This is a genomic window from Nocardia sp. XZ_19_231, assembly GCF_015355705.1.
In the GTDB taxonomy this organism is placed as follows: Bacteria; Actinomycetota; Actinomycetes; order Mycobacteriales; family Mycobacteriaceae; genus Nocardia; species Nocardia salmonicida.
Genome location: NZ_JACUZI010000002.1, coordinates 545,437 through 570,138, shown reverse-complemented (window position 1 = coordinate 570,138; position 24,702 = coordinate 545,437). Strand labels below are relative to the sequence as shown.

Genomic DNA, 24,702 nt, shown 5'->3' with positions numbered 1-24,702 from the left:
TCAGACGCCTGCTTCCTCGGACTCGGCCTTGCGGCGCAGGTTCTCCGCCACCTCGGCCTCCCACGCCTGATTCGCCTTGGTCGTATCGACCTCGAATTCGAAGCGCTGGGTCATCTTCTCGGTGACATCGGCGACGTCGACGTAGAACTGGTCGTACCAACGGCGCAGCTGGTAGACCGGGCCGTCCTCCTCGCAGAGCAGTGGGTTCTCGACCTTGGACTTGTGCTTCCAGATCTCCACGTCCTGCAGGAAGCCGTCGCCGAAGAACTTGGCCATCGTGTCGGCCAGCTTCTTCGCCGCCTCGTCGGGGAGACCCTTGGGCTTCTCGACGCTCAGGCCCCACTGCAGTACGAACGAATCCTGGTCGACCGGGTAGTGGCAGTTGATCAGCTGAACCTTGATCTCGTACCCGCTGTAGATGTTCACCAGCGGATTGATCATGTAGGACGGTCCGAAGTAGGACGCCTCCGACTTCAGCAGCGTGTCACCGCCGTGCTTGGCGGCCATGCCGACGTCGGGACGGCCCTTGGTCTCCAGGAACTGCGTCGCCACATGCCCTTCGAAGACGTTCTTGAAGAACGTCGGGAAGGCGTAGTGGATGTAGAAGAAGTGCGCCATGTCCACGACGTTGTCGATGATCTCGCGGCAGTTGGCGCCCTGGATCAGCAACGAGTCCCACGTCCAGTCGGTCCAGCCGCTGTTGTGGGTCTCGGTCGAATTGCCCTGTTCGTCGGTGTACGGACCCTCGATATACGGGATCGTGACCTCCGAGGGCGGTTCGTTGCCCTCGTGATCGTGCCAGATGTACAGCTGGCCGTTGCGCTCGAGCGTGGTCCACTTCCGGGTGCGGGCCAGCGGCGGAACGCGGCGCGCGTACGGAATCGCGGTGCACTTTCCGCTCGCGCCCCAGCGCCAGTCGTGGAACGGGCAGGCGATGTCGTCGCCCTTCACCGTGCCCATGCTCAGATCGCCGCCCATATGCCTGCAGTAGGCGTCGAGCACGCGGATCTGGTCGTCGGTATCGGTCCACACGACGAGCTTGGTACCGAAGATCTCGACCGCGTGCGGTTTGCCGTCGCGGAACGTCGCCGCGAGACCGACACAATGCCAGCCGCGTGCGAACCTTGTCGGCGGTGCACCGACGTCGAGTTCCCTCACCTTGGGGTTGATCGCCATCCCGAACCCTCCTCGTTCACTAGAACACGTTACAAAACTGAGCCACTTCACGCCAGTTATCCAGCGAACTTCTCTGTTGACTCCTGTTATATCCGAGGTAGGGCGATCTTCTCGACAGAAACGAGAACCTGTTCTAATCTCAGAGACGAATAGAACCGGTTGTCGATCCGACACAGGCAGGAGCGGGCTCCGAAATGACGCAAGAAGTGACCGAACGGGTCGAGGCACTGCTGCCGACGCTGCGTGAGCGCGCGCAGGAGGCCGAGGACCTGCGCCGCATCCCCGAAGAATCCATGAAGGCGCTGCAGGAGACCGGTTTCTTCCGGCTGCTCCAGCCCAAGCAGTGGGGCGGCCACGCCGCCGATCCGGTGGTCTTCTACGACACCGTGCGCAGGATCGCCAGCGCGTGCGGCTCCACCGGCTGGGTCGCGGGCATCATCGGCGTGCACAACTGGCACCTCGCGCTGTTCGATCAGCAGGCCCAGCAGGACGTCTGGGGCGAGGACACCGATGTGCGCATCTCGTCGTCCTACGCGCCGATGGGTGCGGGACAGGCCGTCGACGGCGGCTACATCGTGCGCGGCTCGTGGGCCTGGTCCTCGGGTTCCGATCACGCCACCTGGGCGGTACTCGGCGGTCCGGTGATCAAGAACGGCAAGCCGGTCGACTTCGGCAGCTTCCTGATCCCGCGCTCGGACTACCGCATCGATGACGTCTGGAACGTCGTCGGCCTGCGTGGCACCGGCTCCAACACCGTGGTGGTCGAGGACGTCTTCGTCCCGTCGCACCGGTTCCTGAGCTTCCGCGCGATGAGCGAGGGCCGCGCGCCTGGCCTCGAACAGAACACCGACGCCGTCTTCAAGATGCCGTGGGGCACCATCCACCCCACCACTATCTCCACGCCGATCGTCGGCATGGGCTACGGCGCCTACGAGGCGCACGTCGAGCACCAGGGCAAGCGCGTGCGCGCGGCCTTCGCCGGCGAGAACGCCAAGGACGATCCGTTCGCCAAGGTGCGCGTCGCCGAGGCGGCCAGCGACATCGACGCCGCGTGGCGTCAGCTCTCAGGCAATGTCGCCGAGGAGTACGCACTGCTGCTGGCGGGCCAGGAAGTGCCGTTCGATCTGCGCGTGCGCGCCCGTCGCGACCAGGTGCGTTCCACCGGACGCGTGATCGCCTCGATCGACAAGCTCTTCGAGTCCTCCGGCGCGACCGCGCTCGCCAACGGCACCCCGCTGCAGCGCTTCTGGCGTGACGCGCATGCCGGGCGGGTGCACGCGGCCAACGATCCCGAGCGCGCCTACGTCATGTACGGCACGCACGAGTTCGGGCTGCCCGTCACCGACGCCATGGTGTAGCCGATGACCCAGACCGCTGAACTGACCTACGCATCGACCTCACGCTTCGCGCAGGTCACCCCCGACCTGAAGCTGCACTATCACGAAGCAGGCGTGGGCAACCCGACCACGATCGTGCTGCTGCACGGTGGCGGACCCGGCGCCTCGGCGTGGTCGAACTTCGCCCGCAACATCCCGGTCCTGGCCGAGCGCTATCACGTGATCGCGCCCGACCAACCGGGATACGGCAAGTCCGACAAGCCGATCGACCACCCGCAGTACTTCGTGCACAGCTCCAACGCACTGCTCGCGCTGCTCGATCATCTGGAGATCACCGACCGGGTGCACCTGCTCGGCAACTCCCTCGGCGGCGGCGCCTCGGTGCGGTTCGCACTCGATCACCCCACGCGCGCGGGCAAACTCGTGCTGATGGGTCCCGGCGGGCTGAGCACCAACCTGTTCGCGCCCGACCCCACCGAGGGCGTGAAGCTGCTCTCGAAGTTCACCTATGAACCGACCAGGGACAACCTGGAGAAGTTCCTGCGGATCATGGTCTTCGACCAGTCGCTGGTCACCGACGAATTGATCGACGAGCGGTTCGCACTGGCCAACACCCCCGAATCGCTGGCCGCGATGCGGGCGATGGGCAAGTCCTTCGCCGGCGCCGACTACGAGAAGGGCATGCTCTGGCGTGACGCGTACAAGCTGCGTCAGCCGGTATTGCTGATCTGGGGTCGCGAGGATCGAGTGAACCCGCTCGACGGCGCGCTGATCGCCACCAAGGTGATCCCGCGCGTCCAGCTGCATGTGTTCGGCGGCTGCGGGCACTGGGCACAGCTGGAGAAGTTCGACGAGTTCAACCGGCTCACGGTCGATTTCCTCGGGGAGAAGTAATGAGCATTCGCGCCCTGGGCTACATGCGCATCGAGGCCACCGACATGGCGGCCTGGCGCGAGTACGGCCTCAAGGTTCTCGGCATGATGGAGGGCACCGGGCTCAATCCCGACGCGCTCTATCTGCGCATGGACGATTTCGCCGCGCGGCTGGTGATCGTTCCCGGCGAGCAGGACCGGCTGCTGGTCTCGGGCTGGGAGGTCACCGACGCCCCCGGCCTGCAGCAGCTGCGCGAGACCCTCGACAAGGCGGGAGTCGCCTTCACCGAGGGCACCAAGGAAGAGCTGGGTGAGCGCCGCGTCGAGGGCATGATCCGGTTCCAGGATCCGTCCGGGAACACCCTCGAGGCGTTCTACGGCGCGCAGTACTTGGGCCGCCGCTTCGTGAGCCCCTACGGCCACAAGTTCGTCACCGCCGAGCAGGGTCTCGGCCACGTGGTGCTCACTTGCACCGACGATGCCGCGGCGCAGGCGTTCTACCAGGACGTCCTCGGCTTCCGGCTGCGCGACTCCATGCGGCTCCCGCCGCAGATGGTCGGCCGTCCCGCCGACGGCGACCCGGCCTGGCTCCGGTTCTACGGCTGCAACCCGCGCCACCACGCGCTGGCGTTCCTGCCACTGCCGAATCCGACCGGCATCGTGCACCTCATGCTCGAGGTGGAAAGCGCCGACGACGTCGGCCTCTGCCTCGACCGCGCCTACCGCAAGAAGGTGAAGATGTCGGCCACCCTCGGTCGACACATCAACGACAAGATGCTGTCCTTCTACATGAAGACTCCCGGCGGATTCGACATCGAATTCGGTTGTGAAGGACTGGAAGTCGACGACCACGAGTGGATCGCCCGCGAATCGACCGCGGTCAGCCTGTGGGGTCACGATTTCACTGTCGGATTTCGGCAGCAATAGGAAACGGCGGCGAAGGACATGACTGAACAGAGACCGGCTATCGACGGCCGGCAGTTCCGCACTGTGCTGGGGCAGTTCTGTACCGGCATCACCGTGATCACCGCGCTCGATCCGGACGGTTCGCCCATCGGGTTCGCCTGCCAGTCCTTCGCCGCGCTCTCCCTCGACCCGCCCCTAGTGCTGTTCTGCCCCACCAAGGGGTCGCGGTCGTGGGCGGCGATCGAGGCGGCGGGCAGGTTCTGCGTGAACGTGCTCTCCGAGGAACAGCAGCCCACGTGCGCGCGTTTCGGCTCGCGGGAGACCGACAAGTTCGCCGGCGTCGCCTGGCACACCTCCGAACTCGGCGTTCCGGTGATCGACGATTCGCTGGCCACCATCGAATGCACGGTCGACTCCGTCGTCGACGGCGGCGACCACTACATCGTGATCGGCCGGGTCCACGCGCTCTCGGAATCGGCCACCACCGGCGGCCGTCCGCTGCTGTTCTACCGCGGCCAGTACACCGGCATCGAGCCGGACAAGACCACTCCCGCCCCCTGGCGTGCCGACCTGGACCATTTCCTCACCACCACCAGCCTCGACACCTGGCTGTGAGCTGAACGGGCGCTGCCGCACACACAACGTGCGGCAGCGCCCGCTTTTCTGTTTTAAGTGCTCATTCGTTGAGCACTTTGACTCGGATGATGGTTCTATGACCATCGAATACCTCATCTGCACAGATGCGAGCGCTTGGGAAGCGTGGCTGTCGGCCCACCACTCGTCCGCTGGTGAGGTCTGGGTGCGGATCGCGAAGAAGGGCGCACCCGAGCCATCGGTGACGATCAGCGAAACCCTGGACGGCGCACTCTGCTACGGCTGGATCGACAGCCATCGCCGCAGCCTCGACGCCCACCACTACCTGCAGCGATACTCGCCGCGCCGCCCACGGAGCCCCTGGTCGCAGGTCAACGTCGCCAAGGCCGAAGCCCTCATCGCCGCGGGGCGGATGCGGTCGGCCGGGTTCGCGGCCATCGAATCGGCTTGCGCCGACGGCCGCTGGGCGGGCGCGTACGAACCTCAGCGCACCGCCGAACCGCCCACCGACTTCCTCGCCGCGCTCACCCCTGAGGCCGATGCCGTCTACCGGGCACTCACCCGCACCGAGCGGTACCTGCTGTTTCTCCCCGTCCTCAAAGCGACCACCCCCACCGATCGCGCCGGCCGCATCGCCCAAGCGATCACCGCGCTCGAAAAATAATCACCAGGCCACCGGAGTTCTCACGCTCCGGCGACCTGGTGATCAGTGGTCCAGATCAGGCGATACGCAGGACGACATCGCTGAGGACGGGGGCGTCGTCTCGTTCGACCACGGTAACGACCGCGATCAGCTGGTCGCCCTCGCGCCACACCTTGGTGCGCAGGGTCTCGCCCGGGTAGAGCACGCCGGCGAACTTGGCCCGGAAACCACCGACCCGACCCGCGTCACTGTCGAGCAGGGCGTCGGTGAGGGCTTTGCAGACGGTGCCGTAGGTGGACAGGCCGTGCAGGATCGGGGCGGGAAAACCTGCGCCACGAGCGAATTCGGGATCCGAGTGCAGCGGGTTGCGGTCGCCGGAGAGGCGGTACAGCAGGGCCTGCTGCGGCAAGGTCGGGGTGAGCAGTTCCGCGTCGGGGGCCCGATCCGGCAGTTCGGTTCGGGTGCTCGGGCCGCGCTCGCCGCCGAAGCCGCCCTCGCCCTTGGCGAAGATGGAGGACCGCACGGTCCACAGCGGTTCACCGTCGGACCCGGTGACGGTGTGCTCCTGCACGATCACCGCATTGGCGCCCTTGTCCCAGATCTCGGCGATCCGGCCGACCGAGACCGCCTTGCCGGTGGCGGGAATCGGCTTGTGCACCTCCACTTCCTGATGCCCGTGCACGACCTTGGCCAGGTCGATCTCGATACCGGGGAAGCTCACTCGCGGCGGCTCGGTTTCGCCGAGGGTCGGCGCCACCGTCGCGAACGTCGGCAACACCTGGGGTGCGCGATCGTCGAGGTAGGCCAGCTCCGCTGGGTCGGTCGGGCGAGCGCCCGCGCCGAGGCCCAGGTGATAGAGCTGCACGTCGGTGGGCGTCCAGCTGAACTCGCGCGCGGGCAGAGTCGCGCCGAGCGCGGTCGCTAGATCAATGGGCACGGTGTACTCCTGTGGATGTCGGCTCGTCCGCCGAACCGGTCGTGGCGACGTCGAGCACTGCGAGGTAGCCGATGGTGATCGTCGGGCTCACCCTCATGCGTTCGCCTTCGCCGATTCGGTCTTCTTCCTGGCGACGATGTCGAGCACGGCCAGGTAGGCGAAGGTGATCGCGGGGCCGATGGTGGCGCCGGGGCCCGCGTAGGTGTGGCCCATCACCGGCGAGCTGGTGTTGCCCGCGGCGTAGAGGCCGTCGATGACGGAATCGTCTTCGCGCAGCACGCGTGCGGCGGTATCGGTGACGAGTCCGCCCTTGGTGCCGAGGTCGCCGGGCACCATCTTCGCCGCGTAGAACGGGCCCTGCGACAGCTCGGCCAGGCACGGATTCGGCTTCACGGTCGGGTCGCCGTAGTAGCGGTCGTAGTGGCTGTTGCCGCGACCGAAGTCCTCGTCCTTGCCCGCGGCGGCGAAGCCGTTGAACCGCTCGATCGTCGAGGTCAGGTTCTCGACGGGCACGCCGATGCGCTCGGCCAGCTCTTGGATCGTGTCGGCCTTGACGATGTAGTCGTTCTCCATCCAGCGCGACGGAAAACGCTGCCCCGGTTGCAGGCCCGCGAAGATGTAGCGGTTGCGGTAGCGCTGGTCGAACACCAGCCAGGACGGCACGTTCTCGCCGGGGCCAGCGCCCTGACCGTACTCACCGCCGTACATGGTGTGCACCGCCTCGACGTAGGGCGCCGACTCGTTGCCGAACCGCTCGCCCCGGTCGTTGACCATGATGGTGCCGGGCAGATTGCGCTCGGCCAGCGCGAACCAGGGCTTGCCGCCCTTGAAGATCGTCGGACCCCACCAGGCGTCCTCCATGAAACCGACCGTCGCACCCGCTGCCATACCCGCGACGATGCCATCGCCGGTGTTGGCCGCGGCGCCGGTTGTCCACTCAGTGGTTATCGGCTGACGCTGGTACTTGGCCCGCATGTCGGCATTGTGTTCGAACCCGCCTGCGCCGAGCACCACTCCGTAGCGCGCGGTGAAGGTGACCGGTTCGCCGTCGGCGATGGCCTTCACGCCGGTGACGCGCCCGTCGGTGACCACGAGGTCGGTGAGCGGGGTGTTGAGCAGCACCGGCACGCCGGCGTCGAGCAGGCCCTTGCGCATGGCGGCGATGATGGCCTGGCCCATGCCGAGCAGGTGCTTACCGGTCCACTTGGCCAGGTAGGTGCGCGCGCCGACGCGCAGCGCCCGCATCGCGCCCTTGGGATGACGGCGGATCAGGTTGAGCCGCACGAAGTCGGCCTGCATGACGACCACGTTCAGCGGCGCCTTGGCGTAGGGCGGTTCCAGATTGACCAGTTCCGCGCCGAGCACCTTGCCGTTGAACGGCGTCGGTTCGCACGAACGCCCCTGACCGAGGCCGCCCGGCGCCTCGGGGTAGTAGTCGGAGTAGCCCGGAACCCACTTCATCTTCAGCGGGGTGTGGTCGAGGACGAAGTCGAACGCCTCGGCGCCACGATCGAGGTAGGTATCGATCTTCTCGGCGGGCACCACGTCGCCGATGATGCTGTGCAGATAGGTGCGCGCGTCCTCGCGGTCGTCGGGGCGGCCTGCGGCGAGCAACGCCTTGTTGCCCGGAATCCAGACGCCACCGCCGGATCGGGCCGTCGACCCACCGTAGTGCGCGGCCTTCTCCAACAGCACAACGCTCAGTCCCTTGTGCGCCGCCGCGAGGGCGGCGGTCATCCCGGCGGCGCCGCTACCGACGACCACGACATCGTATTCCCGATCACTCATGTAGAACACGTTATAGAAGGGTCCGGTCGTTGGACAGATAAAAATAGAACTCAGTAGAACATGTTGCAGAAATCACCAGATGTAGCGTTGTATTGTCAGGTGAACGGCTGATGCTGGACTGGAAAACCGGTTACAGTTTTGGCGTCTAGATTCTTCCGACCGTGCTGCCAAGGAGGTCCGCGTGCTGCCTGACGCGGTACGAACCCATCTCGCCGACGAACTGGCCCGCGCCGAAGACGAGCGCGTCGCCGTGTTGCCGCTCGTCGACCGGTTCCCCGATATCGATGTGGTCGATGCCTACGAGATCCAGCTGCTCAACATCCAGCGTCGGCTCCGGTCGGGCGCGAAGGTCGTCGGGCACAAGGTGGGGCTGTCGTCGAAGGCGATGCAGGAGATGATGGGCGTCGACGAGCCCGACTACGGTCACCTGCTCGCCGACATGGAGGTCTTCGAGGACGTCCCCGTCGACACCTCGAAGTTCCTGCTGCCGCGCGTGGAGGTCGAGGTCGGATTCGTGCTCGGCGCCGACCTGCCCGGCGAGGACTGCACCGAGGCCGACGTGCTGGCCGCGACCGTCGCGTACGCGCCCTCGATCGAACTCATCGACTCGCGTATCAAGGACTGGAAGATCGGCCTGACCGACACCATCTCCGACAACGCCTCCTCGGCCGGTTTCGTGCTCGGCAAGGAGCGCGTCGCACCCGGCGACATCGACATCAAGGCAATCGATGCCGTGCTCACCCGCAACGGCGAGGTCATCGCCGAGGGCCGCAGCGACGCGGTGCTGGGCGATCCGGTGATCGCCGTCGCGTGGCTGGCGCGCAAGGTCGCGACCTTCGGGGTGCGGTTGAAGAAGGGCGACATCGTGCTACCTGGTTCCTGCACCCGCGCCATCGACGCCCGCCCCGGTGACGACTTCCTCGCCGAGTTCACCGGACTCGGTTCCGTCCGTTTGCGTTTCAGCTGAACCAGACTTCCTAGGAGTACACCGTGACCAGCAAAGTCACCGCCGCGATCGTGGGGTCCGGCAACATCAGCACCGATCTGCTCTACAAGCTGCTGCGCTCGGACAAGATCGAGCCGCGCTGGATGATCGGCATCGACCCGGATTCGGAGGGGCTGAAGCGGGCAAGCGGGCTGGGTCTGGAAACCTCCGCCGAGGGCGCGGACTGGCTGCTCGCCCTCGATGAGAAGCCGGATCTGCTGTTCGAGGCCACCTCCGCCTACGTGCACCGCGCGTACGCGCCGAAATACGAGGCCGCGGGTATCCGCGCCGTCGACCTCACCCCGGCCGCCGTCGGCCCGGCCGTGATCCCCCCGGTGAACCTGGATTCGCTGCGGGACGCGGCGAACGTCAACATGATCACCTGCGGTGGCCAGGCCACGATTCCGATGGTCAACGCGGTCTCGCGGGTTGTCCCGGTGTCCTACGCCGAGATCGTGGCCTCGGTGTCCTCGGTGTCGGCCGGTCCGGGTACCCGCGCGAACATCGACGAGTTCACCAAGACCACCTCCAAGGGTGTGGAAACCATCGGTGGCGCCGAACGCGGTAAGGCCATCATCATCCTGAACCCGGCCGAGCCGCCGATGATCATGCGCGACACCATCTTCTGCGCCATCCCCGAGGATGCCGATCGCGACGCGATCTCCGAGTCGATCTTCCGGATGGAGAAGTCCATTCAGGAGTACGTGCCCGGCTACCGGCTGCTCAACGACCCGCAGTTCGACGAACCGTCGCTGGTATCCGGCGGCTTGGCGAAGGTGTCGATCTTCGTCGAGGTCGAGGGCGCCGGCGACTTCCTGCCGCCGTACGCGGGCAACCTCGACATCATGACCGCCGCGGCCACCAAGGTCGGCGATGTGCTGGCCGATCAAATCCTCTCGGCTCGGGCGTAAGGGAGAACTCCACCATGAGCAATGTGCTGAAGCCCTACTCGGGCGAACTCGATGTGCGCGTCACCGATACCTCGCTGCGCGACGGCTCGCATCACAAGCGTCACCAGTTCACCGTGACCGAGGTTCGCGACATCGTCGGCGCGCTCGACGCGTCCGGTGTCCCGGTCATCGAGGTCACCCACGGTGACGGCCTGGCCGGGTCCTCGTTCAACTACGGGTTCTCCAAGACCCCGGAGCAGGAACTGATCAAGGCTGCCGCGGAAACCGCCAAGCAGGCCAAGATCGCCTTCCTCATGCTGCCCGGCGTCGGCGTCAAGGAAGACATCAAGATCTCCCAGGACAACGGCGCGTCCATCTGCCGGATCGCCACCCACTGCACCGAAGCCGACGTCTCCATCCAGCACTTCGGCTACGCCCGCGACCTCGGCCTCGAAACCGTCGGCTTCCTCATGATGGCCCACTCCACCACGCCGGAGAACCTGGCCGAGCAGGCCCGCATCATGGCCGACGCGGGCTGCCAGTGCGTCTACGTCGTCGATTCCGCGGGCGCGCTCGTCCTCGAGCAGGTCTCCGACCGCGTCTCGGCCCTGGTCGCCGAACTCGGCGACGACGCCCAGGTCGGCTTCCACGGCCACGAGAACCTCGGCCTCGCCGTGGCGAACTCGGTCTACGCCGTCCGCGCGGGCGCCACCCAGATCGACGGCTCGGCTCGCCGCTTCGGCGCGGGCGCGGGCAATCTGCCGGTCGAAGCCTTCATCGGCGTCTGCGACAAGCTCGGTATCAAGACCGGCGTCGACTTCTTCGCCGTCACCGACGCCGCCGAGGACGTGGTCCGCCCGGCCATGCCGTCGGAATGCCTGCTCGACCGTCAGGCGCTGATGATGGGCTACGCGGGTGTCTACTCCAGCTTCCTGCGCCATGCCGAACGCCAAGCCGAACGCTACGGCGTCTCCGCCGCCGAAATGCTCGTACGTGCGGGCAAACGCAAACTCGTCGGCGGCCAAGAAGACCAGCTCATCGACATCGCTCTGGAACTCCAACGCGAAGCCTCTGTCACCGCCTCGGCCTGACAACACACCCCCTGACGGCGTGACCCGGCAACCCCGGGTCGCGCCGTTCGGCGTTGCGGGCACACCCCGTTGGTCACCGCGTGAGCGCACCGGCGGCGAGGTAGTCGTCTCCGCCGACGAAGTACGTGTGGCCGTCGGCGACCGCTTCGGTGCCTGCCCGAACTATCACGCGCGCGAAGTCCTCGACGGTGGGCAACGGGCCTGCCGCGCGGCGGGACTCGACACTGCCCGGATCGCGCCGTTCCAGCAGGCGGACGATGATCGTCCCGTCGATCATGTCGCCGGACACCACCGTGAAACCGACTCCGCGCTCGCTGAATTCGGGAATCAGCGCTCGGAGCGCATCCTCGCCTGCCCGCTTGCTGCGCGCTATCGGCGTGTAACCCGGTGGCACGTTGTCGTTCTCGTGGATGAAGTGCGCCTGATGGCTGGTGACGAACACGATCCGGCCGCCCTCCGGCATCAGCGGCAGCATCGCCGTCGCCAGGTTCACCTGCGCATCCCGGTTGAGCCGGAGTGCGTACCCGGGATCGGCATCCCGTTCGAGCCCGCCGGATGCGTTGAGCACCAAAGTATCCAGCCGCCCGAATGTCCGGCCGACCTCCGCGACCATCGTCTCGACAGCCGCCGGATCGGAGACATCGGCGCCGAGCACCGAGGCGCTCCCACCCGTGGCCACGATCGCGTTCACGACGTCCTGGGCCCGCTTGCGTTTCTCCCGAAAGTTCACGACGACATGCGCCCCCGCCGCGCCGAACTGCGCGGCTGCCTCCGCCCCGATCCCCCGTGAAGCCCCGGTGACCAGCACGATCCGCTGATCCCGCCGCACTGTCGAATCCATCGTCGATCTCCTCGTCCATCCCCGACCGGCCGTCATGCTTCTGATTCAGAAGCAACTATCGTGCTTCTGAATGAGAAGTGCAACCGGCGACGAACCCTCGCAAGCGATCCTGGCCGCGATCGACCTACTCGGCCAGCGCTGGATGCTGCGCGTGATCTGGGAACTGGAGCCCGGCCCCCTCGGCTTCCTCGACATCCGCCGACGCATGGGGAACTGCTCGTCGAGCATGCTCTCGGACCGGCTCCAGCAGCTCCAGTCCGCGGCGCTGATCCGCAAGAACGGCCAACGCGGCGCCTACGAACTCACCACCGAGGGCGCCCTCCTCGCCGAATCCCTGCAACCCCTGTGGGACTGGTCCGAGAACCGGACGTCCTCCGGCGACGGCAACGGCCGAATTCCGTGGCGTCCCGACCGCTAGTCCACTGATAGCCGGAAAACCGTTGGACAGCGGCGATATAACTGGCTGATGAGCGAGGATGCGGCGATATTGTTCTGCGATACCGGCATGGCTGCCCGGATCGAGCGGATGGAGACCGATGCCATTACCGGCGGGGTGAGCGCGGGGCTCCGTAGTGGGAAGGCGGAGTTCAACGGCTTCGCTCACGAGATCGTCGGTGGCGCGGCATGTTTCGCGGGGCCCGGCTCCCCGCTGAACAAGGTCGTCGGGGTCGGCTTCGCCGGGGTGCCGACGGTGGCGCAGTGGGCGGCGGTCGAACAGGCTTATGCCGAGGTGGGGGCGCCGGTCCAGGTGGAATTGGCGCATCTCGCCGACCCACGGATCGGGGCCGACCTGACCGCCCGCGGGTACCGGTTGACGTCGTTCGAGAACGTGCTCGGCCTGCGTCCGCGCGGACGCGTCTGGCCGGCATCGCAGTCGGTCGAGGTACGTCGCGATGACGAGAACGGGTTCGATACCTGGCTCGATACGGTCGTCGACGGCTTCGCCCACCCCGACAACGATCTACCCACCCACGAAGAGTTCCCCCGCGACATCCTTGCCGCTGTCATCCGAGACCTCGCCGCCACCGGCGACACTCACCGCTACCTGGCCTACCGAGACGGTATTCCCGCAGGCGGCGCCAGCCTCCGCATGTCCGACGGCATCGCCGCGCTCGCCGGGGCGGCGACCCTGCCCGAGCACCGTCGACTAGGCGTCCAGACAGCGCTGCTCTCGGCCCGCCTCGGTGTCGCGGCCGCGGCCGACTGCGACCTCGCGGTCGTCACCACCGAGCCCGGATCGAAATCCCAGAAGAACTCCCAGGCCCAAGGCTTCGCGTTGCTCTACACCCGAGCGGTGCTGGTCAAAGACCCAGCCTGAGGCTCGAGTCCTATTCGGCGCGGATCTCTTCGACGGTCGGCCCCTTGGCCGACAGCCCGCTCACCAGCAGGGCGTAGATCGCGACGATGAGGATGGGCGCGGCCAAGGGGGCCCAGATCAGTTGGACGGGGACCCAGGCCGCGGTAGCCGCGGCGATGGTGAACAGGACCGCGCCGCCGACCGAGGGGATGGTGGTGGGGACCACTCCTTCGGGGGCATGCAGGACGGCGGCGTTCAGCAGGTAGGTGGTAGCGACCAAACCTGTTGCCGCCGAGGCTATTACACCGACATCGGAGACGGCCAAGGCGGCGATCGCGATCAGCACCGCGCCGACCGAGGCCGGGCGCCACCACCAGCTCGCGATGATCAGCGCCAGCGCGGGCACTCCGGCGATGGGGTTGATCAGCGCGACCGCGGCGACCAGCAGCAGGCCGGCCAGCAGGGCAAGGAATCTCGTCATCGGCGTACCCGTACTGCTCGGCGGTGTTCGGGGAGCAGGCGCATGGCTTGGTCGAGGCGGGTGTCTTCGGGCCAGGCGATGATGTCGACGCCGACGGTGCCCATATCCCGATACATCGAGGCGCGCTCGAGCTGCCACATCTTGGCCATGGTGGGATCGAGGCCGTCCTCGAAGGGCGTGCCGCGCAAGACGTCGACCGCGACGACCACATGGCCGCGTTTGCGCAGGTCGATCAAGGACAGCGCGAACTGGGTGTCGAGCAGGGTGGAGAAGGCGACCACGATCGCGCCGATCGGAACGGCGGCGTGAGGCGCGAGGGTGCCGGTGGTCTCGACGTGTTCGTCACCGACGCCGAGGACGGTGTCGACGATGCGATAGAACTGCCTGCGTCCGATATCGGGGCGCAGCCAGCGGGGCGATTCGCCGAGGCAGACCACGGCGGTGCGGTCGCCGGATTGCAGCGTCGACTGCACCACCTGGGCCGCGCCGCGCACCGAGAGTTCCAGCGAGGCACTCGCCGGACCCGGCGCCTGCAGGGAGGTGTCGACCATGACGACCACGTCGGCGGAGCGGTTGGTGAACCGCTGGGTGACGTAGAGCCTGCCGCGCCGCGCGCTCACCGGCCAGTTCACAGCGCGCAACTGATCGCCCGGCGTGTAGGCGCGGATGTCGGCGTATTCGACACCCGGACCGTGTCGGCGGGTCAGGTGGGTGCCGATGCGGTCGGGAAGTTCGGTGCGCGGCAAGCGCATTCGCTGCGGATCGGCGATGGGGTAGACGTAGAGTTTGGCCGCGGGCAGCTCGGTCGTCGCGACCGCCAGCCCGGCCGGGCTCAGCGCGGACACCTTCACCTGCACCGGATACCGTCCCCAGCGGGTGGCGGAGAGCCCGAGCTGCATGCCCGCGGGCGCACCGCCGGAATCGTGGGCTTCCTCGACCTCGAGTTCCAAGCCGGGCAGCGGCAGGGCTGTCATCCGTAGCAGCGCGTGCCCGCTTTCGACGAAAGCGACCGCACTGCAACCGATCACCTCGTTCTCGAAACAGCGCACGGTGCCGCTGCCGTCGACCTGGACCCTGGTCGGCGCCTGCTGCCACGGCGCCGTGGCGAGCACACCGAGCATCGGCGCGGCGAAGACGACCAGCTGCCACTGCCCGAGCAGCACCGCGACGACCAGTGCCGCTGCCGCGCAACCGGCCAGGATGAACACCAGCGGCGCGGGTCGCCACCGGAGGTCGACCTCGACCGTTCTGGATTCGTCGCGATGCTTCATGTGCTCGTGGCGCGGGGCACCGGTAGCCGGCGGAGTAGTTCGGTGATGACGTCCTCACCGCGAATGCGGCGGACCCACATCTCGGGGCGCAGGGTGATGCGGTGCGACATCGCCGCCACCGCGAGCGCTTTCACGTCTTCGGGGATCACGTAGTCGCGCCCGAGCAGCAGTGCCCTTGCCCGTGACATCTGCACCAGATCGAGTTCGGCACGCGGACTGGCGCCGACCTCCACCTGGGGATGGCTACGGGTAGCCGAGGCCAGCGCGACGACGTAGCTCACCACGTCGGGGTGCACGGTGACGAACTCGACCGACTGACGCATCTCCATCAGACCCTGCGCGTCGACGACCTGACCCACCTGCGGCGCGGTGGAACCACGTTCGAGCCTGCGCCGGATCATCTGCGTCTCGTCGGCCTCGGAGAGGTAGCCCAGGCGCAGCTGGATGGCGAAGCGGTCGAGTTGGGCCTCGGGCAGCGGGTAGGTGCCCTCGTACTCGATCGGGTTGTCGGTGGCCAGCACCACGAACGGCTGTGGGAGCAGGAAGGTCTCGCCGTCGATGCTCACCTGTCCCTCGGCCATGGCCTCGAGCAGAGCGGCCTGGGTCTTGGGCGGAGTGCGGTTGATCTCGTCGGCGAGCAGCACATTGGTGAAGACCGGACCGCGACGGAAATTGAACCGGCCCGACGCCATGTCATAGATCGTCGAACCCAGCAGGTCGGCGGGCAGTAAATCCGGCGTGAACTGCACGCGGGTGAAGTCGAGTCCGAGCGCGGCCGCGAAAGACCGCGCGATCAAGGTCTTTCCGAGGCCTGGCAGGTCCTCGATGAGTACGTGCCCTCCGGCCAGCACGGCAATCATGATGAGCTGCATCTCATCTCGCTTGCCGACCACGACACGGCCCAGCTCACGCAGTACGGCATCGGAGCGCTGGACGGTCACGTTCAACGGCATTGTCATCGGTGGCCTCTAACCCCTCACATCGTCTGCAAACGGCGCAGGATCTCATCCAGCGCCTCCTTACCCGGTGCGCGTCCGGTTTGATCGCGCAGCGCGGAGTTCGCCGGATCCACCCAGCGCCACAGTTCGGGTCCGAACTGCAGCTGACCGGCGGCCTCGGTGGCCCGGCGATTCTTGGAAACCCTGAGCCCCGTCGACAGCTCGAATTCCTTGGCGAGCAGGGGCCGCAGGTGACGGTCCCAGTCGGCACGGGTGCCGTCGGCGCGAGCGGTGAGCATCTCGGCGCGCGCGTGCCAGCGAACGAGCATCTCGGCGGGTCCGTTGTCGATGTATTCGGTGAGCGGTTCCTCGCGAATCACGCGGTGGCGCAGCGACCGGACCAGCAGCGCGAGCGCCGCGGCCACCGGAACGGCGACCGCGAGCAGCACCGAGTCACGATCCAGACGCACCAACGCCACTTCGATCACAGCGACCGCGAGCACGGCCGTGACGATCACCGAGGTTCGATTCACGCCGTCACCAGCCTGCGTTGCAGATCGGTGAGCACGATACGCAGCAGTTGTTCGGCGCGCATACGCTGCCATTCGAGCATCGAGTGCGGGCTGAACCGCGCCTCCTCGAACAGCGCGACCAGCTCACGGGCCGAAGCATCGTGCAGCACACCGCTTTCGAAGGCCCTGGCCAGTACTTCCATCGGGGTGTCGGAGGCCAGCGGGCGGGCGGCGCGGTCGCTGGACAGGCCGCGCTCCATCGCCACGTAACAGGCGATGATGGCGGTACGCGGGTCCTGACCCGGGGCGTTCATCGCGGCCAGACCCATTTCGGCGGCGCGCGTGAGCGAATCGACTTCGCTGGCGGTCGGTTCGTTCTCGACGGGCGCGGCCGGGGCCGGTTCGCGGCGCGCGGCCACGGCGACGACGACCAGACCGACCAGCGCGACGACGATCAGCACGATGGCCAGGATCGCCGCGATCACCAGGGCGGTGCCGGTGAGTTCCGTGGGTCCGGTCGTGGGGTCCGCGGCATGGGTGTCGGTGGTGGGGACGGGGCCGGAGCCCTCGGCCAGCGTTTCGGCGGCCGGGCGCATCGGGCGGGCACCGGGCAGCAGGAACAGCGCGGTGACGCCACCGGCGAAGATCAGCGCGACCCCGGCCACGGCGATCGGGACCAGCAGCGCCATCCTGCGCCACTGGATGCGCGGCATGGCGTCGCGTTCGGCTTCCGGCATCGCCAGCGGCAGTCGATGCTGGCTGGCGATCACGCCCGCCACCAGGATGACGATCGAGACCAGCAGCAAGACCGGCATCACGGCAACGAGCAGCGGCGAAGGAGCGCCGGTCGAGTTCGGACCGGCGCCGGGCAGACTGCCCTGCAACGCGATCGTCGCGGCGACGACCAGTGCGATCACGACAATCGCCCGCGTAATGGGCTGATTCACCCCGATCACAGCTGTACCACCAAACCCCGAGAGACTGCACAAAACAGCCACATAGTTACATGCCGAGTGGTCCGCTCGAGAGAAAATCGATGCTTTTGGACCCTCTCCTAATATTGTCCCCCTGGGATCGAGGGCATGCTACGCAGTGCGAACGTTTAAACCGCCAGTTAATGGCAACTCACCGAGACGGCTGGCGGTGCGCGCCAGATCGGGGATCGCGGGGACGCCCGCGGTCAGCTCGTGTGGGGGCGCGGGGGCGTAGATGCTGAACGGGAGATCAGCGTCGTAGAGGACGTCGACGAGGTTCACCAAGCGCATGGACCAGTCGAGCGGAACTTCGCGTAGCGGCGGGACCTCGCGCAGGGTCCAGTGGCGGTAGCGCTCGGTGAGACGGAGGTAGTCGGCCGCGCTGGTGGGGGCGGCACAGATGTCGCGGAAGTTGATGGTGATGGCGTCGGCGGTGGCGTCGGCGCGGATGGTTCGGCCGTCGCCGATGGGCACGTCGATGCGAGGAAACGTTGATCCGATACCCGCGGTGACCACGTAACGACCCGCGAGGAAGCCGGTATCGCGGTGTGCGGTCCGGGTGCGGTAGTCGAGCGGTCCGTCGAGGGTGACGGGGTCGAGATTGGCGAGGATCTGCGCGATGGTGGGCAGGAAGTGGTCATGGAACAGGGGGTTGGGCAGCAGGTCCTCGGGCCGGTAGTTGGACGTGACCACGAGGGTGCGGCGCTCGGCGAACAGGGTGTCGAGCAGGCGGGCGATGAGCATGGCGTCGCCGATATCGGTGACGTGGAATTCGTCGAAGCAGACCAGGTCGGCGTCGCCGAGAAGTTCGCCGATCGCGCGTTCGATCGAGCCGAGGGTGTGGGTGGCTGCGTGCAGGGACGCGAAGAAGGCGTGGAAGTGGAAGCGGCGCTTGCGATCTGTGTCGGCCGCAGCGAAGAAGCGGTCCATCACCATGGTCTTGCCCCGACCCGGGCGTCCGTGCAGGTAGATGCCGGACCGATCCGTGCGCAGGTCGGCGGGCTGTTCGGGTCGACCAGCATGGCCGCGCTCGAAGGGACGTCTGAGCGGAATGCCGAACCAGCCCATGCGCCGATCGCCGCGTTCAGCGGGGCGGCCGACAAGGGGGCGGGCGACCGGGTCCAGCAGTGATTCGAGCGCGCGCAGGGCCGCTTGTTGTGCGGGGTCGAGCACCACGGTGTCGGGTTTCATGCGAGCTCCTTCGTCCTCTACAGTTGTAGAGGACGGGCGTCGCTGACGGCCAGGAGAGGTGACGATGTCCACAGACCGGCGGGTGCGGATCGTGGCGGGTGCTGTCGAACTCATCGCGACACAGGGAATCCGCGCACTCACCCATCGCGCGGTGGATACCCGGCTGGCATTGCCGCCGGGTTCGACCTCGTATTACTTCCGCACGCGACAAGCGTTGATCGAGGCGGTGGCGGAGGGGATCACCGCTCGATCGCGCGCGGATTTCCTCGCCGCACAGCAGGAATTCGCGAACCGACAATCACTGGACCCAGCCCAGGTCGCGCACGATATCGCGACGTGGCTCGATCAGCTGCTCACGCATCGCCGCAACGATCTGATCGCCCGGCACGCCTTGATCATCGAAGTCCTGTCCGAGCCCGAGCTACACGCCCGCCTGGCAGGCAGCCTGTTCTCGCTGGACCGCGCCACCGCGCTTTTCGACGCGCTCGGCGCCGTCGATCCCCGCGCGTCAGCACACGACTTCCTCGCGCTGCTGGAAGGACTCGTCTTCGATCGGTTCGCGGGACTGCGCGCGGGATCGGCGGCCACCGTCGATCAGCTCGCCCTACCGCTGACCGAGTTCCTCACCAGTGGTCGTAACTATCAGCCCCGCCAACCGAATTCGGAATAGGGTTCGGCCGAATTCAACGCCGCCAATCCGAGCGCGGAATATTCGATCAGGTCGTCGGGTAGTTCACCGAGCAAAAACCATTGCAGCGCATAGCATTTATCGGGCTCGCGATTGAAAGGTTCACCGCGCCAATTCTCGACGCGAAAGAACAGTCCGAGACGGGAGTCGCGGCCCGGTGCGGTGACATGGGCGACGTGCACCAGACGCAGGGCGGCGGGATCGATGTCGACCCCGACCTCCTCCGAGGCTTCGCGGACGGCGGCTGTCGCCACCGATTCGTCGGCCTCGAGTTTTCCCGACGGCAGGTGCCAGCGGTGATCGAACCCGTCGCCGCTGCGGCGCAGGCTCAGCAGGACCTCGTCGCCGCGGATCAGCAGGATGTGCACGTCGACCAGGTGGCGGGGAGTCACCTGGTCGAGCGTAGAAGAGCCGAGGCTATGACGTCAGCACCAGCCCGGAGGTGGGGACGCCGGTGCCCGCGGTGACGAGGATGCGTTCCAGGGCGTCCACCTGGTTCACCGAGGTACCGCGGATCTGGCGAACCGCCTCGGCGATGCCGTTCATGCCGTGGATATAGGCCTCACCGAGCTGGCCGCCGTGGGTATTGAGCGGAAGGCGTCCGCCGATCTCGATGGCGCCGTCGGCGATGAAGTCCTTGGCTTCGCCGCGGGGGCAGAAGCCCAGTTCCTCGAGCTGCATGAGGACGAACGGGGTGAAGTGGTCGTAGAGGATCGCGGCCTGCATGTCGGCGGCGGTCAGGCCGCTCTGCGCCCACAGCTGGTCGCCGACGAGTCCCATTTCGGGCAGGCCGGTCATGGCGTCGCGGTAGTAGCTGGTCATCACGTACTGGTCGGCGCCGCTGCCCTGTGCGGCGGCCGCGATGATCGCGGGGCGCTGCGGGAGGTCGCGGGCGCGTTCGACGCTGGTGACCACGATGGCGACACCGCCGTCGGATTCCTGGCAGCAGTCGAGCAGGTGCAGCGGTTCGGCGATCCAGCGCGAATCCTGGTGCTGCTCCAGGGTGATCGGCTTGTCGTAGAAGAAGGCATTGGGGTTCACCGCGGCGTGCTTGCGGTCGGCGACCGCCACGGCGCCGAAGTCGGCACTGGTGGCGCCGCTGACGTGCATATAGCGGCGGGCGACCATCGCGACCTGCGCGGCGGGCGTGCCGAGACCCTGCGGGTAGGCCCAGCCCGCGTCGATCCCCGATGACGTGGGCGCGGCGGCGAGCGCGGGCGAGAACTGACCGAACCGAGCGCCGGACCGTTCGTTGAACGCCCGGTAGGCGACCACCACATCGGCGACCCCGGTGGCCACCGCCATGGCGGCCTGCTGCACGGTCGCGCACGCGGCACCGCCGCCGTACCCGATGTGGCTGAAGAACTTCAGACTCGGGATGCCGACTGCCCTGGCGACGGCGGCCTGGGTGTTGGTGTCCATGGTGAAGGTGGTGAGGCCGTCGACATCATCGGGCGTGAGGCCGGCGTCGGCCAGCGCCGCGCTCACCGCCTCCGCGGCCAGACGCAATTCGCTGCGACCGGAGTCCTTGGAGAAGTCGGTCGCGCCGATGCCGACGATGGCGGCGTGTCCGGAGAGACCGGCCCGGGCAGTGGTGCTCATTTCGACTCCTGCTCGGGAAGGGCGATGACGGCTGTGGCGGTGATGTGTTCGCCGAGGCTGTCTCTGCCGTGCACGTCGATGGTGATCCGCGTGCCGTTGATCTCGGTGACCGTGCCCGAAAGGGTCAGGGTGTCACCGGCGTACAGGGGAACGCCGAGGCGAAGGGCGATGGACTTCACCAGGGCGCGGGGCCCGGCCCAATCGGTGACGAAGCGCTGCACCAGACCGGTGTCGGTGAGGATGTTGACGAAGATGTCACTCGACCCACGCTCCACGGCCTTGTCGCGGTCGTGGTGCACATCCTGGAAGTCCCTCGTGGCCATGGCCGTACTGACGACGAAGGTCGGGTCGGCGTGGATCACCAACTCCGGCAGGGTGGTTCCCACCGCGATGGTGGCGAACTCGACGGCGTGGGTCATCGTGTCGTCCTTTCCGGACGGAGGCAGTGATCGGCGGCGGTCATCACACGGCCTGCCAGTACGGCAGCACGGTGCCGTCGGCGAGCTTCTCGAAGGCGGCACGCACCGGCAGGTCGATGGCGACCTCGGTCGGCTCGATGCCACGCAGTTCGCCGAGCATGCGCACGCCCTCGTCGAGTTCCACCAGGGCGACCACGAAGGGCAGGTCGCGTCCCGGCACCTTGGGCGCGTGGTGCACGACGAAGCTGAACACCGTGCCGGTACCCGCGGCGACCACGTAGTCGGTGGTCTCCGATTTGTCCTGCCACAGTGCGGGAACGGGCGGGTGGCGCAGCGCACCGTCGGGCAGACGTTGAATACGCAGTTCCCCGACTTCGGTTCCCGCCCAGAAGAATTCGGTATCACGCGAGATGACCGGGCCGACCCTGCCCGCCGGTGCGATGCTCGGCGTCTGCCCTTCCGCCGTAGTACCGGATTCGGCGGTCGCCGGCTCGGCGGTGGCGGCGGGAAGCGGCGCGAACTTCAGAATGCGGAACAGCATCTCGGTGACGACCTCGTCGCCGACCGACCAGGTGGTGGCGAAGGTCAGGAACCAGCCGTCGCCGAGTCCGGTTCGCTTGGGGCCCTTGAACTCCGAGAGCTTGCTGGTAACCGTCACCTCCTCCCCCGGCTCCAGGTAGCGGTGGTAGGTCTGTTCACAATTGGTGCCGACAACCGAGGTATAGCCCGCGTCGTCGAGCAGCTGGGTCGCCAGGCCGAGCGGGTCGTCGGCGGTGCGCGTACCGCGCAGGCCGTTCATCGTCCACACCTGCGCCATGGCGGGCGGGGCGACGATGCCGGGATGGCCTGCCGCCCTTGCGGCTTCGGCGTCGACGTAGATCGGGTTGGTGTCGCCCAGCGCCTCGACCCAGTTGTGGATCATCGACTGGTTCACCGGGTCACGGCCCGCACGCGGCGCCGATTGCCCCGCCGCCGACAGTTTCGCCAGTGCTTCCGGGAGATCTTCGGGGGTGATGCTGTCCGGCACGCGCCGCTCCTTGTTCATCGGGGCACGCGCGGGAGGTCGAGGCCCGCGGTGGCGACCAGTTCGCGCATGATCTCGTTCACGCCGCCACCGAAGGTGACGACGAGGTTCTGCTTGGTGCGCCGGTCCAGCCAGCCGAGCAGCTCGGCGGTGCCGGGCTCGGCCGAGTCGCCGTAGCGGCCGATGATCTCCTCCACGATGCGACCCGCCTCCTGCAGCGATTCGGTGGAGAAGATCTTGGTGGCCGAGGCGTCGGCGATCACCGCGTTCTGCGCCGCGGCGGTATCGGCCGCCGCGACCTGCCAGTTCAGCAATTCGTTGAGCCGCACCATGGTTCGCACCCGACCGAGCGCGCGTCGAACCTCGGGCTCACCGAGCAGGCCGTGCTGCGCCGACCAGTCACGCAGGCGGTCGTAGAGCTGTTCGATCTTGCCGGAGGGGCCGAGGCTGACGCGCTCGTGGTTGAGCTGGGTGGTGATCAGGCGCCAGCCGCGGTTCTCCTCGCCGACGAGCATGTCCGCGGGCACCCGCACATCGTCGAAGTACGTGGCGTTGGTGTGGTGGGCGCCGTCGCAGGTGATGATCGGGGTCCAGGAGTAGCCGGGGTCCTTGGTGTCCACGATGAGGATCGTGATGCCGCGGTGGCGGGACTCGACCGAGCCGGTGCGGCACGCCATCCAGACGTAGTCGGCTTCGTGGGCGCCGGTGGTGAAGATCTTCTGCCCGTTGACGATCCAGTCACCGTCGCCGTCGCGCACCGCGGTGGTGCGCAAGGCGGCGAGGTCGGTGCCCGCCGACGGCTCGGAATAGCCGATGGCGAAATGGATGTCGCCGGAGAGGATTCCGGGCAGGAACTTCTTCTTCTGCGCGTCGGTGCCGTACTTCTGCAGGGTCGGCCCCACGGTCAGCAGGGTGACCAAGGGCAGCGGAACATCGGCGCGGACAGCCTCGTTGAAGAAGATCTGCTGTTCCATCGGGCCGAAACCCTGGCCGCCGAACTCCTTGGGCCAGCCGACACCGAGCCAGCCGTCGCGGCCCATCCGGCGCACCACCTCGCGGTAGGTGTCGCCGTGCCGGTCCACCGCCATCGCCGCGGCCTCGGCCGGGCTGATGAGATCGGCGAAATAGGAACGCAATTCTTCGCGCAACCGCCGCTGTTCAGCGGTCAGATCGATGAACATCTTGCTCCCAGAAGGTCGAGCCTCAGACCCGCTCCGCCGAGTAGCCGGGCGAGGTCTTTGGCCTGCGAGTAGTAGCGGTGCATCGGATGAGTGATATCCACACCGAGTCCACCGTGCAGGTGGTGACATTTCTGCATGGCGCGCGGAACTTCGGCCGCGGCCCAGTAGGCGAGCACATCGAGGTCCTCGTCGATGCGGTGCTGGAGTTCCGGCGACGGATCGGGCTGTGCCAGCGCCCAGCACGCCGACTCCGCCGCGACGTGCAACGTGCGCGACACCACGTACAGATCGGCGATCTGCTGAGCCACGGCCTGGAATTCGGCCAGCGGCCTGCCGAACTGTTCCCTGGTGCGCACGTGCTCGGCGGTGAGTGTGATCGCGCCCTTCAACAGGCCGTCGGCGACCGCGCCGATACAGGCAAGGGCGTGACGGTGCAGAACGGGCAGCACGTCGGGCAGCAGTTGGTCGGCCGGGATCTCGACGTCGTCGAGAACCAGCGTCGCCTCCGGAATGCCCGCCGAACCGGCCACCGGAATGATCTCGAGTCCCGGCGCGACCGAACCGACCAGTGCCACACCGCTATCGGTGGGCACCAGAATCCATTGGGCCTCCGACGCGTAGATCACGCCGGACTTGCGGCCGGTGATCCGCACCGTCTCGCCGTCGCGCACCGCCTTGGTGGTCGGCGCGGTGGTGAACGGCGCCCCCGGTTCGGTGAGCGCGGCGGTGAGCACGATGCCCTTGCCGACCTCGGCGAGCACGCGCTCGGCCAGTTCGTCCGACAGCACGTCGAGCAGCGGCAGCACACCGAACCCGAAGGTCGGCAGTGCCGCCACGGCGGCGGCATCGGTGGCCAGCTCCATGAGCAGGGCCGATACCTCGAGCAGTCCCATGCCGTCGCCGCCGAATCGCTCCGGTACCGGCACGGCGAGCAGGCCGGAGTCGATCAGGCTCGGCCACAGGGCCATATCCCTGGCCGACTCACGTTCGAGCAGGCTTACCACTACCTCGGCTACGGCGTCGGCGCTTTCGTCGCGGGTGAAATCCACGGCGTCCTCCCTCAT

27 protein-coding genes are annotated in these 24,702 nt (G+C 67.3%); 11 read left to right on the top strand and 16 right to left on the bottom strand.

The genetic code is table 11. The annotated features are described in order from the left end of the window. Nucleotides 1-1,176 (bottom strand): Rieske 2Fe-2S domain-containing protein, encoded by a 1,176-nt coding sequence (locus tag IBJ82_RS09895; protein ID WP_194825633.1) that lies wholly within the window; start codon nucleotides 1,174-1,176, stop codon nucleotides 1-3. A 194-nt stretch (nucleotides 1,177-1,370) separates the two neighbouring features. On the opposite strand from IBJ82_RS09895, the gene hsaA reads away from it, so the two are divergent. The 5 genes from hsaA (at nucleotide 1,371) to IBJ82_RS09870 (ending at nucleotide 5,549) form a co-directional block, all read left to right on the top strand. Further along, nucleotides 1,371-2,534, top strand: coding sequence for a 3-hydroxy-9,10-secoandrosta-1,3,5(10)-triene-9,17-dione monooxygenase oxygenase subunit (gene hsaA / locus IBJ82_RS09890; RefSeq protein ID WP_194825632.1), 1,164 nt, complete (start codon nucleotides 1,371-1,373; stop codon nucleotides 2,532-2,534). Between the two features lie 3 nt (nucleotides 2,535-2,537). Further along, nucleotides 2,538-3,407: a 4,5:9,10-diseco-3-hydroxy-5,9,17-trioxoandrosta-1(10),2-diene-4-oate hydrolase gene (gene hsaD / locus IBJ82_RS09885; protein WP_194825631.1), complete on the top strand. Its 870-nt coding sequence runs from the start codon at nucleotides 2,538-2,540 to the stop codon at nucleotides 3,405-3,407. Then, nucleotides 3,407-4,312, top strand: a complete 906-nt coding sequence (gene hsaC, locus IBJ82_RS09880) for an iron-dependent extradiol dioxygenase HsaC (RefSeq protein WP_194825630.1) — start codon at nucleotides 3,407-3,409, stop codon at nucleotides 4,310-4,312. The genes hsaD and hsaC overlap by 1 nt, the downstream gene beginning before the upstream one ends. An 18-nt stretch (nucleotides 4,313-4,330) precedes the next feature. Beyond that, on the top strand, nucleotides 4,331-4,906 hold the full coding sequence (gene hsaB, locus IBJ82_RS09875; protein ID WP_194825629.1) for a 3-hydroxy-9,10-secoandrosta-1,3,5(10)-triene-9,17-dione monooxygenase reductase subunit: 576 nt from the start codon (nucleotides 4,331-4,333) through the stop codon (nucleotides 4,904-4,906). A 97-nt stretch (nucleotides 4,907-5,003) separates the two neighbouring features. Continuing rightward, nucleotides 5,004-5,549, top strand: coding sequence for a YdeI family protein (locus IBJ82_RS09870; protein WP_194825628.1), 546 nt, complete (start codon nucleotides 5,004-5,006; stop codon nucleotides 5,547-5,549). Between the two features lie 55 nt (nucleotides 5,550-5,604). Here the strand turns inward: IBJ82_RS09870 and IBJ82_RS09865 are convergent, their stop codons facing one another. After that, nucleotides 5,605-6,465, bottom strand: a complete 861-nt coding sequence (locus IBJ82_RS09865; RefSeq protein WP_056818922.1) for a MaoC/PaaZ C-terminal domain-containing protein — start codon at nucleotides 6,463-6,465, stop codon at nucleotides 5,605-5,607. 93 nt (nucleotides 6,466-6,558) lie between these two features. After that, nucleotides 6,559-8,262 carry a 3-oxosteroid 1-dehydrogenase gene (gene kstD / locus IBJ82_RS09860; protein WP_194825627.1) on the bottom strand — a complete coding sequence of 568 codons (1,704 nt, stop codon included), beginning with the start codon at nucleotides 8,260-8,262 and terminating at the stop codon, nucleotides 6,559-6,561. Nucleotides 8,263-8,434: 172 nt separating this feature from the next. Here kstD and IBJ82_RS09855 point away from each other — a divergent pair, with 172 nt between their 5' ends. The 3 genes from IBJ82_RS09855 to dmpG are packed head-to-tail and all read left to right on the top strand — an operon-like array spanning nucleotide 8,435 to nucleotide 11,219. After that, a complete protein-coding gene (locus IBJ82_RS09855; RefSeq protein WP_194825626.1) occupies nucleotides 8,435-9,220 on the top strand; it encodes a 2-keto-4-pentenoate hydratase in 786 nt (261 codons plus the stop codon). A gap of 23 nt (nucleotides 9,221-9,243) precedes the next feature. Further along, on the top strand, nucleotides 9,244-10,149 hold the full coding sequence (locus IBJ82_RS09850; protein WP_194825625.1) for an acetaldehyde dehydrogenase (acetylating): 906 nt from the start codon (nucleotides 9,244-9,246) through the stop codon (nucleotides 10,147-10,149). 14 nt (nucleotides 10,150-10,163) lie between these two features. Beyond that, nucleotides 10,164-11,219 (top strand): 4-hydroxy-2-oxovalerate aldolase, encoded by a 1,056-nt coding sequence (gene dmpG, locus IBJ82_RS09845; protein ID WP_194825624.1) that lies wholly within the window; start codon nucleotides 10,164-10,166, stop codon nucleotides 11,217-11,219. A gap of 73 nt (nucleotides 11,220-11,292) precedes the next feature. Here the strand turns inward: dmpG and IBJ82_RS09840 are convergent, their stop codons facing one another. Beyond that, on the bottom strand, nucleotides 11,293-12,060 hold the full coding sequence (locus IBJ82_RS09840; protein WP_194825623.1) for an SDR family oxidoreductase: 768 nt from the start codon (nucleotides 12,058-12,060) through the stop codon (nucleotides 11,293-11,295). 70 nt (nucleotides 12,061-12,130) lie between these two features. On the opposite strand from IBJ82_RS09840, the gene IBJ82_RS09835 reads away from it, so the two are divergent. Continuing rightward, nucleotides 12,131-12,478: a helix-turn-helix domain-containing protein gene (locus IBJ82_RS09835; protein WP_056818933.1), complete on the top strand. Its 348-nt coding sequence runs from the start codon at nucleotides 12,131-12,133 to the stop codon at nucleotides 12,476-12,478. A 48-nt stretch (nucleotides 12,479-12,526) separates the two neighbouring features. Then, nucleotides 12,527-13,378 (top strand): GNAT family N-acetyltransferase, encoded by an 852-nt coding sequence (locus IBJ82_RS09830; protein WP_194825622.1) that lies wholly within the window; start codon nucleotides 12,527-12,529, stop codon nucleotides 13,376-13,378. A gap of 10 nt (nucleotides 13,379-13,388) precedes the next feature. On the opposite strand, the gene IBJ82_RS09825 is transcribed toward IBJ82_RS09830, so the two are convergent. The 6 genes from IBJ82_RS09825 to zapE all read right to left on the bottom strand — a co-directional run bounded on the left by IBJ82_RS09825 (nucleotide 13,389) and on the right by zapE (nucleotide 18,724). Next, on the bottom strand, nucleotides 13,389-13,838 hold the full coding sequence (locus IBJ82_RS09825; protein ID WP_194825621.1) for a hypothetical protein: 450 nt from the start codon (nucleotides 13,836-13,838) through the stop codon (nucleotides 13,389-13,391). After that, nucleotides 13,835-15,109 (bottom strand): DUF58 domain-containing protein, encoded by a 1,275-nt coding sequence (locus tag IBJ82_RS09820; RefSeq protein ID WP_194825620.1) that lies wholly within the window; start codon nucleotides 15,107-15,109, stop codon nucleotides 13,835-13,837. The genes IBJ82_RS09825 and IBJ82_RS09820 overlap by 4 nt, the downstream gene beginning before the upstream one ends. Further along, nucleotides 15,106-16,068, bottom strand: a complete 963-nt coding sequence (locus IBJ82_RS09815) for a MoxR family ATPase (protein ID WP_056818940.1) — start codon at nucleotides 16,066-16,068, stop codon at nucleotides 15,106-15,108. Before IBJ82_RS09815 ends, IBJ82_RS09820 begins: the two co-directional genes overlap by 4 nt. Before the next feature lie 17 nt (nucleotides 16,069-16,085). Continuing rightward, complete coding sequence (locus tag IBJ82_RS09810) at nucleotides 16,086-16,580, bottom strand: hypothetical protein (protein WP_194825619.1); 495 nt, start codon at nucleotides 16,578-16,580, stop codon at nucleotides 16,086-16,088. Beyond that, a complete protein-coding gene (locus IBJ82_RS09805; protein ID WP_370585247.1) occupies nucleotides 16,577-17,506 on the bottom strand; it encodes a DUF4129 domain-containing protein in 930 nt (309 codons plus the stop codon). The genes IBJ82_RS09810 and IBJ82_RS09805 overlap by 4 nt, the downstream gene beginning before the upstream one ends. Nucleotides 17,507-17,644: 138 nt before the next feature. Next, complete coding sequence (gene zapE / locus IBJ82_RS09800; protein ID WP_194825617.1) at nucleotides 17,645-18,724, bottom strand: cell division protein ZapE; 1,080 nt, start codon at nucleotides 18,722-18,724, stop codon at nucleotides 17,645-17,647. A 64-nt stretch (nucleotides 18,725-18,788) separates the two neighbouring features. On the opposite strand from zapE, the gene IBJ82_RS09795 reads away from it, so the two are divergent. Continuing rightward, nucleotides 18,789-19,394 (top strand): TetR/AcrR family transcriptional regulator, encoded by a 606-nt coding sequence (locus IBJ82_RS09795; protein ID WP_194825616.1) that lies wholly within the window; start codon nucleotides 18,789-18,791, stop codon nucleotides 19,392-19,394. Here the strand turns inward: IBJ82_RS09795 and IBJ82_RS09790 are convergent. From IBJ82_RS09790 to IBJ82_RS09765, 6 genes are read right to left on the bottom strand one after another with little or no spacing between them, the layout of a single operon-like run. Further along, a complete protein-coding gene (locus IBJ82_RS09790; RefSeq protein ID WP_194825615.1) occupies nucleotides 19,367-19,804 on the bottom strand; it encodes an NUDIX domain-containing protein in 438 nt (145 codons plus the stop codon). The genes IBJ82_RS09795 and IBJ82_RS09790 overlap by 28 nt on opposite strands. Nucleotides 19,805-19,829: 25 nt before the next feature. Continuing rightward, on the bottom strand, nucleotides 19,830-21,014 hold the full coding sequence (locus IBJ82_RS09785) for a lipid-transfer protein (protein WP_194825614.1): 1,185 nt from the start codon (nucleotides 21,012-21,014) through the stop codon (nucleotides 19,830-19,832). Then, complete coding sequence (locus IBJ82_RS09780; protein ID WP_194825613.1) at nucleotides 21,011-21,433, bottom strand: MaoC family dehydratase; 423 nt, start codon at nucleotides 21,431-21,433, stop codon at nucleotides 21,011-21,013. Before IBJ82_RS09780 ends, IBJ82_RS09785 begins: the two co-directional genes overlap by 4 nt. Nucleotides 21,434-21,476: 43 nt before the next feature. Beyond that, on the bottom strand, nucleotides 21,477-22,460 hold the full coding sequence (locus IBJ82_RS09775) for a bifunctional MaoC family dehydratase N-terminal/OB-fold nucleic acid binding domain-containing protein (protein WP_370585246.1): 984 nt from the start codon (nucleotides 22,458-22,460) through the stop codon (nucleotides 21,477-21,479). 14 nt (nucleotides 22,461-22,474) lie between these two features. Beyond that, nucleotides 22,475-23,638 (bottom strand): acyl-CoA dehydrogenase family protein, encoded by a 1,164-nt coding sequence (locus IBJ82_RS09770; RefSeq protein ID WP_194825611.1) that lies wholly within the window; start codon nucleotides 23,636-23,638, stop codon nucleotides 22,475-22,477. Then, nucleotides 23,623-24,702, bottom strand: a complete 1,080-nt coding sequence (locus tag IBJ82_RS09765) for an acyl-CoA dehydrogenase family protein (RefSeq protein ID WP_194825610.1) — start codon at nucleotides 24,700-24,702, stop codon at nucleotides 23,623-23,625. The genes IBJ82_RS09770 and IBJ82_RS09765 overlap by 16 nt, the downstream gene beginning before the upstream one ends.